The following is a 14268-nucleotide window of genomic DNA, read 5'->3' as shown; positions in this document are numbered from 1 at the left end:
ATCAATTGCCACTGAGGGAAATCCCATGCGACCTGCTCTGCTGGACGGGAGCACCCTGGAGGAAAGCCTCACGCGGCTGGCGAAGGCCACCCCGGGCTCCCGCGCGAGGTTCCCCACCGCCGGCGACGAGATCACCGCGGCCGAGCTGGATCTGGCCGCCACCGCCGCGGCGCACGAGTTCCTGCGCTCCGGGGTACGCCCCGGGGACGTGGTCGGCGTGCTGGTGCCTGCCGCCGCCCGGTTCCTCACCACGATCTACGGGCTCTGGCGCGCCGGTGCCGCCGTCAGCGTGCTGCCGGTCCAGGCCGGGTTCGGCGACGTGCACGGCACCGCTCGACGGCTGTCCCGCATCGCCGTGGCCGCGAGAATGCGCCACATCGTGCTGGACGCCGGCCACGCGGACCTCGGCAGCGCACTCGGCGCGCTGGGCACCGAGGTGAGCCTGCTGCTTCCGCCCGCGCCCAGCGGCACCGGCGAAAAGCGGGCCCTGCCCACCGTCGACCCTGACGCGCTGGCGATCGTGCAGTTCACCTCGGGCAGCACGAGCTTGCCCAAGGGAGTGATGCTGCCGCACCGCACGACCATGGCCGGGCTGCGGGCTTGCGTGGTCTCCGGTGGCTTCAGCCCCGACGACGTGTTCGTGCAGTGGGTGCCGACCTTCCATGACATGGGCCTGATCGGCCTTCAGTCGCACTTGCTCAACGGTGCCGACGTGCACGTCTTCGCCCCGACCACGTTCCTGCGGCGGCCAGGCAAGGTGCTGGAGCATTTCGCCGCGCACGGCGGCACGGTGCTGACCGGCCCCAATTTCTCCTACGACTACCTGCTGGACAACGTGTCGGCGGAACAGTTGGCCGCGGTGGACCTGTCCCGCTGGCGCCTGGCGTTCAACGGCGCCGAACCGGTCAGCGCGGCCACCGTGCGGCGCTTCACCGAGGTACTGGCGCCCAGCGGGGTGGCCGCCTCGGTGATGTTCCCGGTGTACGGCATGGCCGAGGCCACCCTGTCGATCAGCTTCCCCGATCCCGGTGCCAACGCACATCTCCGCGCGGTGGACCGCGACGAACTGGCCAGGACGGGCGACGTGCGCCCGGTGGAGGAAACCGCGCCGGCGGCCAAGCCGGTGGTTTCGGTGGGCCGTCCGGTGCACGGCGTCGACCTGCGCGTCGTGCGTGAGGACGGCTCGGTGGTCGCCGACGGCGCGCTCGGGGAGATCCAGATCCGCGGCGAGTCGGTGACCACCGGGTACTTCCGCGACCCCGACGCGACCGCCGCCGTGTTCGACCGCGGCTGGTTACGCACGGGAGATCTCGGCTTCCAGCTCGACGGCGAACTGTATGTCACCGGGCGGCGCAAGGAGATGGTCGTGGTGCACGGCCAGAACTACTTCCCGGACGACGTCGAGACCGTCGCCCGCGAGGTACCCGGGGTCTACCGCCGTCGCTGCGTGGCCTTCTCCGACACGGGCGCCGACGGCGGCGAGCGGATCGGGGTGATCGTGGAGACGGGGGAGGACCCCGCCGCGGTGCGTGAGGAGGTCCGCAGGCGGGTCGCCGCTGAACTCGATCTGGCCCAAGTGGCGGTCTACGCGGTCAAGCCGAGGTGGATCCCCCGGACCACCAGCGGCAAATGGCAGCGGGTGCTGGCCGCCCGGCGTGTCACCTCCGGCGAGACCGAAGGCATGTTCCCCACCCCCGCCGTCGCCGACCAAGGAGAACGGGTTTGAACAGCAAGACGACGACCTCCCCTGCCGGGGTTCCGCTGCTCGCCGACGAGCAGATGCACAGCGCCCGGATCTTCGCGGGCTACCAGCACGCGACCTGGGAGCTGCACCACATCCCGTGGGACGAGTTCCGGCCGGATCTGGTGCTGCCGGAGCACATCGTGTTCGCCAAGGGCGCGATCGTCGGTGAGTCCAATGTGGTCGCCGCGACCCACGGGCTGCTCAACGAGTTCGGCATGGACTACGACTTCTCCCAGTTCACCTGTATCTGGGGCTACCAGGAGATCCAGCACCACCTGGCCTTCTCGACCTGGTTGCAGCTGGCCGGGCACAGCATCGAGCACCGCACGATCGCCTCGATGCGTGAGGCGTACCCGCCCGGCGTGACCAAGGCGGCCACGCTGGCCACCAACGTCATCTGCGAGGTGCTCGCCACCCACGCCTACAAATGCGTCGCCCGCAGCATGAAGGAGCCGGTGCTCGCCGCGATCCTGCGCAAGGCCAGTGGCGACGAGGCCCGGCACGCGCGCGAGTTCGTGCACTACACCGCCCAGCAGCTGGCCGAGAGGCCCGAGGAGTGCGCGTCGGTGGTGGAGACCCTGTACATCTACATGGGCACCACCCGCGACCTGTACCGCCACCCGGTCAGCCGGTTCAAGGGCAACCTGCCCGAGCTGGCGAACCACGAGACCATCGACGAGATGTTCGCCTACTTCGCCGAGGTCGACGAGGACGGCAGCGAATGGGCCAAATGCTGCGAGCAGTTGTTCAAGTACTTCTCCGCGCTCACCGGCTACAAGCTGACCAAGATGGCCGACGTCCGGCGCGCCATCGCCGAGGAGTCGATCAAGGCCGAGGTCGCGGTATGAGCATCGCCGCGCACACCACCGGCGAGGAGGTCGAGTTCCCCTGGCACGCCGAACCGTCGTTCAACTGCTTCGGCTGCTCCCCGCGTAACCCGGTCGGGCTCAAGCTGAAGATGCGGCGGCTGCCCGATGGGGACTACGCGACCGAAACGGTGTTCTCCGCGGACTACGCCTCGTACCCGGGGATCGTGCACGGCGGCATCGTGCAGGTGCTTCTCGACGAGGTGATGGGCGACACCCTGGCGCTGGTACACGGGATGCTCGCCTTCTCCGTGACGCTGCGCAGCAAGATGCTGCTGCCGCTGCGGGTCGGCCTGCCGTACCTGACCACGGCGCGGATCACCGGGCAGGGCAACGGGGTGCTGCACACCGAGGCCGAGATCACCGGGCCCGACGGCGAGCTGCACGTGATGGCGGGCGGCACCTTCCAGCCGATCCGCTCGGAGCAGGCCAGGAACCTGATGGAACTGGACGAGGCCACGTTCGGCCGCGTCCGGCACTACTTCGACCATGGAACTGGAGAGTCATGACCAGCGAGTCCGTCAGCCGCGAGCAGATCGTCTCGGTCACCACCGAGTACCTCGCCACCGAGCTGAAGATCCCCGCCGCCGGGATCGGCGGTGCCGACGTGCTCAGGGAGCTCCCCGGTGCCGACTCCATGAAGATGCTGCGCGTCGTGTCCAAATTGGAGCGTCGCTGGAACGTGGAGTTCGACGACGAGGCCATCTTCGCGGTGAAGACCGTCGACGAGCTGGTCTTGATGGTGGAGAAGAGCGTCGGCGGGGACCTGGCGGCGTCATGACCGCGCTGACTCCTCAGGAGGCCTACCAGGCGACCAACAAACACTACGAGTTGCCTGCCGAGTTGTTCGAGCTCTACCTCGACCGGCGGCTGAAGTACAGCGCGGGGCTCTACTCCGACACCACCACCGACCTGGACCAGGCGCAGACGGACAAGCTGCACTTCGTGGCGAGGCAACTGGGACTGCGCGGCGGCGAGCAACTGCTCGACGTCGGTTGCGGCTGGGGCAGCCTGATCCTGTTCATGGCGAAGGAATACGGCTGCCACACCACCGGGGTGACCCCATCCCGGCCACAGGCCGAGTACATCAGGCAGCGGGCGGAGGAGGCCGGTGTCGCCGACCTGGTGACACTGCGGTCCGGCTCGTTCGGCGAACTCGACGTGGCCGGGAAGTTCGACGCGGTCACCATGCTCGGTTCGATCGTGCACATGCCGGACCGGACGCAGGTGCTGCGCAAGGTGCACGGTCTGTTGCGGCGCAACGGATCGCTGTATCTGTCCGAAAGCTGCTTCCGCGACGACGCGACCTACCGGGAGTTCTCCCGGCGACCGGGCACGGTGCACGTCACCGAGTCCATCTTCGGGTTCGCCGACATGGTGCCGGTCTCGGCGCTCGTGGCGGCGATCGAGTCGGCCGGGTTCAGCCTCACCGGGCTCACCGACCTCACCGCGCACTACCACCGCACCATCGAGCAGTGGGAGGAGCGCGCGCAGGCCGCCTGGGACCGCGTCGAGGAGGTGGCGCCCGGGATGGGCGAACCGTTGATCCGGTATCTGCAGACGGCCAACGCGGGCTGGGGCTACACCACCAAGCACTACGCGCTCAGCGCGCTGAAATCCCGGATGGGGCCGGCGGAGGCACCGTGAACGACCCTTTCGCCGGGCAGGCGACACCACCGGCACCCCTGACCATCGAGCCCGCGCAGATGCGCGAGCTGACGCAGAAGGCCGTCAGCCGGGCAGGAACCAAGCAGTGGTCCATCGAGGACCTGCCGTGGACCTCCTTGCGGCCGGAGGAACTCACCGACACCGACCGCTCGGTGGTCAAGTTCATCACCTTCATCGAGGACCACATACCCGGCTACCTGACCTACTTCCTCCAGGCGTTCCCGGTCGCCGACGGGGATCAGGCCATCGAGGAGTTCTGTTTCAACCGGGAGTACTTCCGCTTCCTGATCTCCTGGGCCAACGACGAGGAGCGGCACGCCTCGGTGCTGACCAGGTACCAGATCGAAGCCGGTATCAGCGATCCGGACACGCTGATGTGGGAACTGGCGGAGGAGGGGCGCAAGAAGTTCGCGCTGCCCTACGAGACGCCGGTGCAGGCCTTCACCTACACCCTGGTGCAGGAGAAGGCCACGCAGCTGTTCTACCAGCGGTTCAAGTCCGTCGCCAAGGAGCCGGTGCTGCGTGACCTGTTGCACCGGCTGGCCAGGGACGAGGCACGGCACTTCGCGTTCTACAGCGAACTGGTCGGCGCCTACGTCCGACGGCACGGGCTGGAATCGACGGTGCACGACCTCAAGGACGTGCTGGCCACCTTCCGGATGCCGTTGGCGGACACGCTCAACGGGTACTGGCGGTGGTCGATGAAGGTGACCGATGCCACCTCGTACGACCACACCGAAGCGTACGAGTCCTTGGTGCGCCTGGTCACCGACTTCGCTACGGCCGGCGGCCGGGCCGCCGCGGTGGACCTGACCGAGTTCGTGCATCGGATCCGCGCGATCTGAGTCCTGCCCCGGCCCGTCTCGACACCCACCACCCGAGGAGAACCGTCGCCATGCCAACACCTTCATGCCCGGTGGGGAAGCCAGGACCGGCCGGTGCGGTGCTCGACATCGACGACGGCGTCGTCGTCCTCGACGGAAGCTTCACCGACAACCCGTACCCGATGTACGAACTGCTGCGCGCGCGGCGCCCGGTGACCAAGGTGCGGATGGGGATGAATCCGCCGGTCTGGCTGGTCACCGAGTACGACGACGTCCGCGCCGGGCTGGCTGATCCCCGGCTGGCGAAGGACGCCACGAAACTGGCCCGGATCCTTCGTCGTGCCGCCGGCATCCCCGAGGACGCCGACGCCTTCGACATGGGACTGCACGACCACATGCTCCACTCCGACGGGGCCAAGCACACCCGGCTGCGGAAGCTGGTCAGCAAGGCGTTCACCGGGCGGGCCGCCGCTCTGCTGCGCCCGCGGATCGAGGCGCTGGCCGCCGAACTGGCCGACGCGATGGCGGCCAGGCTCGCGGCCGGGGAGCCGTCCGTCGACCTGATCGAGGACTACGCCTTCCCGCTGCCGACGACCGTGATCTGCGAGATCCTCGGTGTTCCCGACGATCGGCGTGCGGAGTTCGGCGGCTGGTCGCGCACCATGCTGTCCACCGCGTCGCCGCACGAGAAACTGGTGGCGACGGAGGCGATGGAGGAGTACCTCGACAGGTTGGTCGCGGGCAAAGTGGCCGATCCGGGCGCGGACATCCTCTCCGAGATCCTGGCCCCGGACGAGGACGCGGACCGCCTCACGCACGCCGAGGCCACCGCGATGGCCTCCCTGCTGCTGGTCGCCGGGCACGAGACCACGGTGAATCTGATCGGCAGCGGAGCGCTCGCGTTGCTGCGCAACCCGGAACAGTTGACGCGGCTGCGGGCGAACCCGGAATTGCTGCCCGGTGCGGTGGAGGAGTTCCTCCGGCTGGAGAGCCCGGTCACCACGGGCACCATGCGGTTCACCGACGAGGAGGTGACCATCGGCGGCACGACGATCCCGGCAGGGGAGATCGTGCTGCTGGCGATCGGTTCGGCGAACCGCGATCCAGGCCGGTTCGAGCGGCCGGACGAGCTGGACATCGAGCGGTCGACACGCGGCAGCATCGCGTTCGGTCACGGCGTCCACTATTGCCTCGGCGCGGCACTGGGCCGGATCGAGGGAGAAGTCGCCTTCCGCGTACTGCTCGACCGGTTCCCCCGCCTCACCCTCGCGGTGGACCCCGGCGAATTGCGCTGGCACAACAGCATCCTCCTCCGTGGACTCGTTGCCCTTCCGGTCAGCACGGACGGATGAGCGGGGCACACCGACCGACACAGGACAGGACGGACATGACCGCGCTCTTCGACCCACGCGATCCCGCGGTGCGGACAGATCCGTACCCCATCTACCGCCGCCTGCGGGAGGCCGATCCCGTGCACCAGTCCCATTTCGGCTACTGGGTGCTCTCTCGCTACGCGGACGTGGACGCTGTGCTGCGCGCTCCGGGGGTCTCCAGCGAGTTCTACCGAAACCAGGTCTGGGCCGAACGCAGGGGCGGACTGGACAGCCCGCTCGTGCGCAGCGTGCGGAACTGGATGCTGATGCTGGATGGGCAGGCGCACCGGCGGATCCGCGGTGTGCTCGGCAAAGTGTTCACCCGCGGTGCCGTCGAGCGGTTGCGGCCACGCGTGACCGCGGAGGCCGACCGTTTGCTCGACGCCATGGGCGATGGCGAGACCGACCTGATCGAAAGCCTTGCCCTGCCGCTGCCGGTCACCGTGACCTGTGAACTGCTCGGCCTGCCCACCGACAACCGGGTCCAGTGCCGGCAGTGGACCGAACAGATCAGCCGCGTGATCGACCCGTCGATCACCGCGGACGACGTCGCCGAGATGAACCGGGCGGAGACCGAGTTCCGCGAGTACGTCGCCGGCGAGCTCGACCGCCGCAGGGCCGCGCCGACCGACGACATCCTGTCCCTGCTCGTGCACTCAGAGGTCGACGGCGTGCGCCTGACCGACCACGAGATCATCGCCAACGTGCTGTTCCTGTTCGTCGCGGGCCACGAGACCACGGTGAACCTGGTCGGCAACGGGGTGCTGGCACTGCTGCGCCACCCCGATCAGCTACAACTGCTGGGCGAGAACCCCGAGCTGATGCCGGGCGCCGTCGAGGAGATCGCCCGGTACGACGCACCCGTGCAGATCGTCTCCAGGCTCCTGCACGAAGAGGTCGTGCTCGACGACGCGGTACTCCCCGCGGGGGCCAAGGTGATGCTGCTGTTCGGGGCGGCGAACCGGGATCCGGCACGGTACAGCGACCCCGAGAGCCTGGACGTGACTCGTACCGGGATCAAGACGCTGGCCTTCAGCGGCGGCCCGCATTACTGCCTCGGCGCCGCCCTCGGCAAGATGGAGACCGCCGTGGTGCTGACGAAACTGCTGCGGCGCTACAGCAAGATGGAACTGTCCGGCGAGGAACTCGGCTGGCGGTCCAACGTGAGCTTCCGCGGTCTCGAGCGGCTCCCGCTACGGCTCCTCCGCTGACGGACTGAAGAAGCCGGAATGTCAGCTGAGTGCTTGAATCTCGGTCGCCGGCTTCTCCTGGCCGGCCGCCCACGACGCCAGTAGGGCCAGGCCGTCCGCTGTCGCGGTGCCGGTGGGCGCGGTGTAGACGATCAGGAGCAGGCCAGGGTCGGCGGGCAGTTCCATCGACTCGACGTCCAGGTCGAGCCGGCCCACTGCCGGATGGTGCAGGCGCTTGCGTCCGGACCGGTGGAGGCGAACGTCCTGGGATGCCCACCGTTGCCGAAAGAGTTCGCTGCGTGTCGATAGTTCACCGACGAGGGCGATGAGGTCTTCGTCGTGCGGGTTGCGGCCGGCTTCCATGCGTAGCTTCGCTGCCAGATCGCGGGCGATTCGGTCGTAGTCGACGAAGAACGTTTGTGCGGCTTCGGGGTCCAGGTACACGAATCGTGCGGTGTTCGCCGGGCGTCGCGTGTCGGCCAGCATCGGTGAATACAGCGCGCGGGCAAGGTGATTCGTGGCAAGCACGTCGTAGCGGCCGTTGCAGATCCACGCTGGTGCGTCGGTGATGGCGTCGAGCACTTGCTGAAGCGCCGGGCGTACTGTCGCGGCGGGTCGGCGACGGCGTGGGCCGCTGGGCGTCCTGGACTGTCGTGCGAGGTGGTAGAGGTGATCGCGTTCGGCCTCGTCGAGTTGCAAGGCGGAGGCCAACGCGTCGAGCACCCCGTCGGAGGCGCCGGCGAGGCTGCCGCGCTCCATGCGCACGTAGTAGTCGACCGATACCCCTGCCAGGAGAGCTACCTCTTCGCGACGCAGACCTTTGACCCGGCGGTTGCCGCTGTAGGCGGGCAGGCCGGCCCGCTCGGGCGTGATCCGTGCGCGACGGGAGCTGAGGAACTCCTTGATCTCGATGCGCAGATCGATCTTGGTCACCTCTTCACCATAGGCACTGTCCGCAGGCGGAGGGAGGTACTGCTGGTACCCCGACGGCTACGCACCCCTCACACGGGGCATGTGCCCAGGGGCGTGGCAGGAAAAGACCCGCCCCGCGATCGCATCGATCGGATGAGCGGGAGCCATGGGCCAAAGTCGGCGCCTACCGCTCCTGGACGTCCAGGCCAACCAAATCCGGTCGCTTCTCAGGAGAGCCCCAGTCCAGAATCTCACGAAGCTTCCGAGACAGATTTTCCTCATCCACCTGCGCTTCGCTCAGGTTCACTTCAACGGACGTCGAGATCTCAAGAATCTCTGCATCCTCTGTGGAGAATTCCAGCGTGAGAGCCCTGTCGGAGAGTCGTGCACTGCGCAGGCAGCCGTATACGGTCAAGCCTCGCTCAGTGGAAACGTTGTAGGAATCCATTCCAGACTGGATTTCCTGCTCATCTGGTTCGTAAGTGGATCGCTGAAACGAGAACGATCTCGAGGTGCCGGACTCGTCCACCCCCGTAACGCCCACTTCAAGGGCCTCTTCGTCCTCGTAATCCTCGAAGCACCCGACCTCTGCGGCGGTCAACCTCATTGCCGACACTTCCTCCTTCGACGTCCCAGACCCCTGCCAGATCACCCCAGCCGGTACAGCGTAGGGGCGTTCGAGCTCCCACATGAGTCCAAACGCCTCTTCGACTACCTGTCTGGCGACCTGGCCGGTCAGGCCATCGGCGGCTGGTCGTGCCACCAGCACTGACCGGCTTCGGGCAGCGTCGAGATCGGGCCGTAGCTTCGTGCGGTGACTCAGATGGGTTCGGGGGCGCGACTCGGATCCCGCTCGGGCATATTCGCTTCGACACGCTCCATCAGCAGCGCGAACGACATGACCAGCAGCGGGATCACCAGCACCATCCACATGATCCTTCTGATACCCGGAACGGCCGTCGGGCAACCGCTCCCATCGGTGCAGATTGGAACGCGCAGGCGCGTCGGCGTCGCGCTCGTCCCGGCGGCGAGGACGGGAATCGCCCGATCGGCTGACGATCGCGCCAGACGCGCCGCCGGCACCGCAGCCCCATCACGCAGCGCTGAGCACGACTCCATCTTCCGGCGGGTTCTCGTGGAGCCACTCGCAACACAGTCACGATTCGTCACCAGAACACCGGTCGTCGGCCACGTGCTGTGAGCATGGGCACTTTGACGTGGTCCTCTCCGGCCCAGTTGACTTTGTCTTCGTTCCGGGAACACATCCGGACTGTCGGGGGAGGATGAGCACGACGGTGGGTACACCGGATCTGGTCAGGGAATCCGCGCTGGGCGGGCGGTTGGTGTTGTGGGAGGAGTCGGCTCGCGACGGCGCCCAGGGCAAGACCCTGATGAGCGCGGACTTTCGCGTGCGGCTGGCTCGGGAGCAGGGCCTGGTGTTCGGTGGCGACGGGCCGAGGCACGTGGTGTTCGCGGCCGGCTTCCCCGCGGTGTGCGCGGAAGAGTTCGCCGCCACCCGCCGAGTCGCGCTGGAAGCGGCCGGATCCGTGAGCCCCGCCGCGGTCTGCCGCGCCACCCTCGACGATGTCCGGCAGGCCTGCGACGCGGTACGGGGTGCGCCGAACGCGCGGGTGATGATCGTGGTTCCCGCGTCCGACGAGATGGCCGACGCGATGGTCCACCGCCCCGCGACCGAAGCGCTCACCGACGCCGTCTCGCTGGTGCGCGCCGTGCGCGACGGCGACAGCGGCGTCATCCCGGACGTGTGTTTCGCCGACGCGCCCCGCGCCGATCTCGACATGATGGCCGACGCCGCGAACACCTTGTCCGCGGCGGGCGCCGGGGTGATCGTCATCGCCGACACCACCGGCGATCTGCTCACCGAGCGCTGTGCCGCACTGTTCCAGGGCCTGCTCGAGCGGGTGGGCGAGGACGTCGTCCTGGCGTCACACCTGCACAACGACCTGGGTCTCGGCTTGGCGAACACCCTGGCAGCGGTCCGGGCCGGGGTCCGGGTCGTGTCGAGCTCGTGGCTGGGCGTCGCCGAGCGCAGTGGCATGGTCGCCACCGAACAGATCCTGTTCCTGCTCGCCCAGCGCACCGCCGAACTGCTGGGCGAGGCCGACCTCTGGCACACCGCGCCCGACTTGACCAGGATTCCCGCGATCGCCCGCTCGGTGTCGGCGGAGACCGGCTTGCCGCTGACCGTGACCACGCCGATCGTCGGCACCGGGGTCGGCACGATCTCCACCGGCACGCCGTTCGTGCGGCCGAAAACGTTCCAGCCCTTCGACCCCGCGATTCTGGGCATCGAGCCGGCCGTCGTGCTGACCCACCTCGCCAGCGCCCGGGTCCTGCGCGCGGTCGGCGAACTCGCGGGGCTGGTACTCGACCGCGCGGAGACGGCGGCCGCCTTGGAGTGGGTGAAGGCGGAAGCGTTCCGCCGCAACGAAGCCGTCATCCCGGTCGAGAGCCTGGCCGGGTTCGTGGACGCGTTCCGCGCGAGCGCGCCGGTGGCGGCGACGTGACGCCGTCGAACCCGGCGATCGCGGAGTTGGCCGCGGCCGCCGACGCGCTGCGGGCGGGCTCGGCCGTCGTGTTTCCCAATCCGTACCCGTTGACCTCCGTGGTCGCCGCGACCGCGCCCGAGGTCGTCAACACCGCCAAAGGCCGCCCGGCGGACCAGGCTGTCGCACTGTGGCTGGTCGACGACGAGCGTTGGACCGAGTTCGCCGTCGCACTCGACCTCGACGACGCCACCCGTGGCCTCGCCCGTGACCTGCTGGTGAAGGAGCGGCTGACACTGTTGCTGCCGCTGGTGGCCGACCGGGTGCCGGACTGGGCGTTCCCGGCCACCCGCGACGGTCATGCCCTCGTGTTCGGCGCCTGCTGGGATCCGCTGCGCCCGATCCTCACCGGCGTCGGGCACCTGCACGTCAGCAGCGCCAACCGGACCGGGAACCCGCCTGCGGCGTCTTCCGCCGAGGCGCGCGCGATGTTCCCGCAGGAAGTCCACGTCCTCGATGCCTCCGACGACTCGTCCGTCGCCAGGCGCGCGGCGACCACCACTCTGCGCGTGAGCCGGAACCACGGGCTGGCGCATACCCGTCCTGGAGCTCAGGACCGCGCATACAGCGGGCCCGAGGCCTACCTCGCGCGCTTGCGCGCCGTCTACGTCGCGACCTGAACCTTGGCCCGGCGTCTGACGGGGCTCACCTCAGGCGGTAGCGGCGGAGTCGCTGGTAGAGCGTGCCTCGGGAGATGCCGAGGCGTGCCGCCACCTCGGATTTGTTGCCCCCGCACTCGACGAGCGTGTCGGTGATGACCCGTACCTCGGCCTGCTCCAGCGGACGAAGGCGCCCTGCGGTGCCGGAAACGGATGGACCGCCGTGCGGGGTGGATCCGCGTGCGAGCACGAGCACGACGCCGTCATTCGCCGATTCACTGACCGGCCCGCACGGCCGGATCGTGCTCAGCGGGCCGTCTGTCGACTGGGAGGTCGAACTGGTCGCCGTTCTCGCTCGGCAAGAGCTACCCCGGCTTCGGCCCCACCGGGCCCGCGCTGGTGACACCCGACGAGATCGACCTCGCGGTACCGGCGGAACTCCGGCCGGTGTGGGCATGGGGCGCACGCCACCCCGGTACCTCGCCGCCGGCGATGTCGTCCGTACCCGCATCGACGGCACCGGCGAAATGCGGCATACCTTCGTATCGGGCGACGCGGAGTAGCTGGTCAGGTCGCGCGTGACAGAGCGCGATCGAGGAGGATCTCCGCCGCCGCCCGTCCATGCCTGCCGTAATCGGGGTCGTTCAGCACCATGGCCCGGCTGGCGGCCCCGTCAGCGAGGATCACCACTTGTTCGGCGAGCGCGCCGGGGTCGCGGCAGCCCAGCTCCGTCACCAGTGCGGAGACGAGCTGCACCATCCGCAGTTTCTGCTCGCGGGCGTAGGAGTGGACCGCGCTCTCCACGTCGGGGAACTCCGCGGCGGCATCGATGAACGGGCATCCGCGTACCGGAGAAGTGGTCGCCGAGGGTCGGCTGAACAGCCCGAGGATCCGCTCCCGTGCGGGAACGTCTTCGCGGGTCAAGCCGCTTTCCAGGGTCGCGCCCGACGACGCGAGGTCCTGCAGGTGTGCGATGACCAGGTCGCTCTTGGTTCGAAAGTGCACGTAGAGCGTGCGCTTGGAGACCGGCGCTTCTTCCGCGACCTGTTCCATGCCGGTCGCGTTGATTCCCTGAGTCGCGAACAACCGGGCGGCCGCGGCCAGGATGCGCTCCCGGCCGCCACGTCCCTGTCGTCGAGCGGCCGTAGGTGTCGTTCCCATCGGGCAAGTATACGCCTGTGTTTACTTCGACTGACCGGGTGCTAAGGTCAATTCAGAGGTAAACACAAGCGTTTACCTAAGTTGCCGTTGAGGAGTGTTTCATGAGCGTGTCGGTCCCTGTCGAGCTGAAGTACAGCGCGGAGAAGCTGATAAGCGGTCGTCACGCGACGCGCGCTTTCCGTCCCGAAGCGGTGCCTGAGGACACCATGCGTGCGATCTTCTCGCTGGCCGGTGCCGCACCGTCCAATTCCAACGCGCAGCCATGGCAGGTGGAGGTGGCGAGCGGCGCGGCGCGTGAGCGCCTGGCGAATGCCTTGCAGGCGGCCCACGCCGAGAAGCGCATCTCGGTGGACTTCCCGTACTCCGAGGACATGTATTCAGAAGTGCATCACGCGCGCCGGGCCGTGTTCGGCGCGGAGCTGTACGGGGCGTTGGGCATAGCCTCGGACGACTCGGCGGCGCGTGCGGCTTATGACGCGGAGAGTCTGCGTTTCTACGGCTCGCCACACGCCGCGTTCCTGTTCGTCACCGGTGACGGCGGGCCGCGACTGGCGGCGGACGTCGGCGCCTACATGCAGACGTTGCTCCTGGCGATGACCGCGTACGGCGTGGCCAGCTGCCCGCAGGGCTTGCTGAGCTTCTACGCCGACACTGTCCGTGGGGAACTCGGTGTCACTGCGGGAAAGCTGCTCCTGGGCATCTCCTTCGGCTACGCCGACGAGACCGCGCCGGTAAATCAGGTCACGACCGGGCGAGCCGCGCTCGAGGCGACCACAGCATTTCACGCCTAGGTGTAGTGACCATCGACGTTGTCGATACCCGGGCTGGTCGTAGTGTGGATCTGGACCGGTCAACGAGAGACGGTCGCACTCCGACTGTCCACTCGGGACACTTCCGGGCGGCGCGGTGAAGTCGAGCGCGATGCGGTCAAACCCGCGGTCGGTCTCGGCGTTCACCCGCGGGGTCGCGCCGTTCTCTCAGAACCGCACCTTGTTCTCCGGACAGGCCGTCGCGCGCGAGACCGGCCGCATCGACTTCGGGAGGCTGAAATTCCGACCGCCACGAACCGTCGTCGGCGGCCGCGACCGGACAACTCGCTGCGAACCGGGCTCGCTCCGGAGAGCAGGCAGGCGGGAGCTTCGAGGTGATCCGCAGTTCGGTGACGATGACGCGTCCCGCCCTTCCTGCGCTGGTCTGCGAAGTGGTGTGGGAACGGCTCGGCCTCGGGCCTGGTTGACGATGGCGGCTCGCCGCACTTGGTCGAGGCAGCCAGCGAGGGAGACGGTTGAGCGTGGTTGTCTGGTCGGGCCGCAGGTAGTTCTTGTGTCAAAAACAGGCGTTTCATCGAAATTTAATGAGCCACC

At 68.3% G+C, this 14268-nt stretch carries 16 protein-coding genes; 12 read left to right on the top strand and 4 right to left on the bottom strand.

Annotation, left to right across the window (positions count from 1 at the left end; all coding sequences use genetic code 11):
* Nucleotides 1-25: 25 nt before the first annotated feature.
* From ACZ6YV_RS20245 to ACZ6YV_RS20210, 8 genes are all read left to right on the top strand, one after another.
* Nucleotides 26-1726 carry an AMP-binding protein gene (locus ACZ6YV_RS20245; RefSeq protein WP_465511061.1) on the top strand — a complete coding sequence of 567 codons (1701 nt, stop codon included), beginning with the start codon at nt 26-28 and terminating at the stop codon, nt 1724-1726.
* Nucleotides 1723-2592, top strand: a complete 870-nt coding sequence (locus ACZ6YV_RS20240) for a ferritin-like domain-containing protein (RefSeq protein ID WP_465511060.1) — start codon at nt 1723-1725, stop codon at nt 2590-2592. Before ACZ6YV_RS20245 ends, ACZ6YV_RS20240 begins: the two co-directional genes overlap by 4 nt.
* Nucleotides 2589-3119 carry a PaaI family thioesterase gene (locus tag ACZ6YV_RS20235; RefSeq protein ID WP_465511059.1) on the top strand — a complete coding sequence of 177 codons (531 nt, stop codon included), beginning with the start codon at nt 2589-2591 and terminating at the stop codon, nt 3117-3119. Before ACZ6YV_RS20240 ends, ACZ6YV_RS20235 begins: the two co-directional genes overlap by 4 nt.
* A complete protein-coding gene (locus ACZ6YV_RS20230) occupies nt 3116-3391 on the top strand; it encodes an acyl carrier protein (RefSeq protein ID WP_465511058.1) in 276 nt (91 codons plus the stop codon). The genes ACZ6YV_RS20235 and ACZ6YV_RS20230 overlap by 4 nt, the downstream gene beginning before the upstream one ends.
* Nucleotides 3388-4257: an SAM-dependent methyltransferase gene (locus ACZ6YV_RS20225; protein ID WP_465511057.1), complete on the top strand. Its 870-nt coding sequence runs from the start codon at nt 3388-3390 to the stop codon at nt 4255-4257. Before ACZ6YV_RS20230 ends, ACZ6YV_RS20225 begins: the two co-directional genes overlap by 4 nt.
* A complete protein-coding gene (locus ACZ6YV_RS20220; protein WP_465511056.1) occupies nt 4254-5123 on the top strand; it encodes an acyl-ACP desaturase in 870 nt (289 codons plus the stop codon). The genes ACZ6YV_RS20225 and ACZ6YV_RS20220 overlap by 4 nt, the downstream gene beginning before the upstream one ends.
* Before the next feature lie 71 nt (nt 5124-5194).
* A complete protein-coding gene (locus tag ACZ6YV_RS20215) occupies nt 5195-6454 on the top strand; it encodes a cytochrome P450 family protein (protein ID WP_465511055.1) in 1260 nt (419 codons plus the stop codon).
* Between the two features lie 35 nt (nt 6455-6489).
* A complete protein-coding gene (locus ACZ6YV_RS20210) occupies nt 6490-7686 on the top strand; it encodes a cytochrome P450 (RefSeq protein WP_465511054.1) in 1197 nt (398 codons plus the stop codon).
* A 21-nt stretch (nt 7687-7707) separates the two neighbouring features.
* Here ACZ6YV_RS20210 and ACZ6YV_RS20205 read toward each other — a convergent pair whose 3' ends face one another.
* Nucleotides 7708-8598, bottom strand: coding sequence for a helix-turn-helix transcriptional regulator (locus ACZ6YV_RS20205; RefSeq protein ID WP_465511053.1), 891 nt, complete (start codon nt 8596-8598; stop codon nt 7708-7710).
* 163 nt (nt 8599-8761) lie between these two features.
* Entirely contained in the window at nt 8762-9340 is a 579-nt protein-coding gene (locus tag ACZ6YV_RS20200; protein WP_465511052.1) for an Imm10 family immunity protein, read from the bottom strand.
* Between the two features lie 520 nt (nt 9341-9860).
* Here ACZ6YV_RS20200 and ACZ6YV_RS20195 point away from each other — a divergent pair.
* Both ACZ6YV_RS20195 and ACZ6YV_RS20190 read left to right on the top strand, forming a co-directional pair.
* Nucleotides 9861-11105, top strand: a complete 1245-nt coding sequence (locus tag ACZ6YV_RS20195) for a 2-isopropylmalate synthase (RefSeq protein WP_465511051.1) — start codon at nt 9861-9863, stop codon at nt 11103-11105.
* On the top strand, nt 11102-11764 hold the full coding sequence (locus ACZ6YV_RS20190; RefSeq protein ID WP_465511050.1) for a Sua5/YciO/YrdC/YwlC family protein: 663 nt from the start codon (nt 11102-11104) through the stop codon (nt 11762-11764). Before ACZ6YV_RS20195 ends, ACZ6YV_RS20190 begins: the two co-directional genes overlap by 4 nt.
* Nucleotides 11765-11789: 25 nt before the next feature.
* Here the strand turns inward: ACZ6YV_RS20190 and ACZ6YV_RS20185 are convergent, their stop codons facing one another.
* Nucleotides 11790-11999, bottom strand: coding sequence for a helix-turn-helix domain-containing protein (locus ACZ6YV_RS20185; protein WP_465511049.1), 210 nt, complete (start codon nt 11997-11999; stop codon nt 11790-11792).
* Between ACZ6YV_RS20185 and ACZ6YV_RS20180 the strand changes: the two genes are divergently transcribed.
* Nucleotides 11899-12306 carry a fumarylacetoacetate hydrolase family protein gene (locus ACZ6YV_RS20180; protein WP_465511048.1) on the top strand — a complete coding sequence of 136 codons (408 nt, stop codon included), beginning with the start codon at nt 11899-11901 and terminating at the stop codon, nt 12304-12306. The genes ACZ6YV_RS20185 and ACZ6YV_RS20180 overlap by 101 nt on opposite strands.
* Before the next feature lie 4 nt (nt 12307-12310).
* Here ACZ6YV_RS20180 and ACZ6YV_RS20175 read toward each other — a convergent pair whose 3' ends face one another.
* Nucleotides 12311-12904 carry a TetR/AcrR family transcriptional regulator gene (locus ACZ6YV_RS20175; RefSeq protein WP_465511047.1) on the bottom strand — a complete coding sequence of 198 codons (594 nt, stop codon included), beginning with the start codon at nt 12902-12904 and terminating at the stop codon, nt 12311-12313.
* A 101-nt stretch (nt 12905-13005) separates the two neighbouring features.
* Between ACZ6YV_RS20175 and ACZ6YV_RS20170 the strand changes: the two genes are divergently transcribed.
* Entirely contained in the window at nt 13006-13695 is a 690-nt protein-coding gene (locus ACZ6YV_RS20170) for a nitroreductase (protein ID WP_465511046.1), read from the top strand.
* Nucleotides 13696-14268 lie beyond the last annotated feature (573 nt).

The organism is Amycolatopsis sp. NPDC102522, from assembly GCF_055584485.1.
The sequence above is the reverse complement of the archived record's forward strand: the minus strand, read 5'-3'. Positions and strand labels throughout refer to the sequence as shown.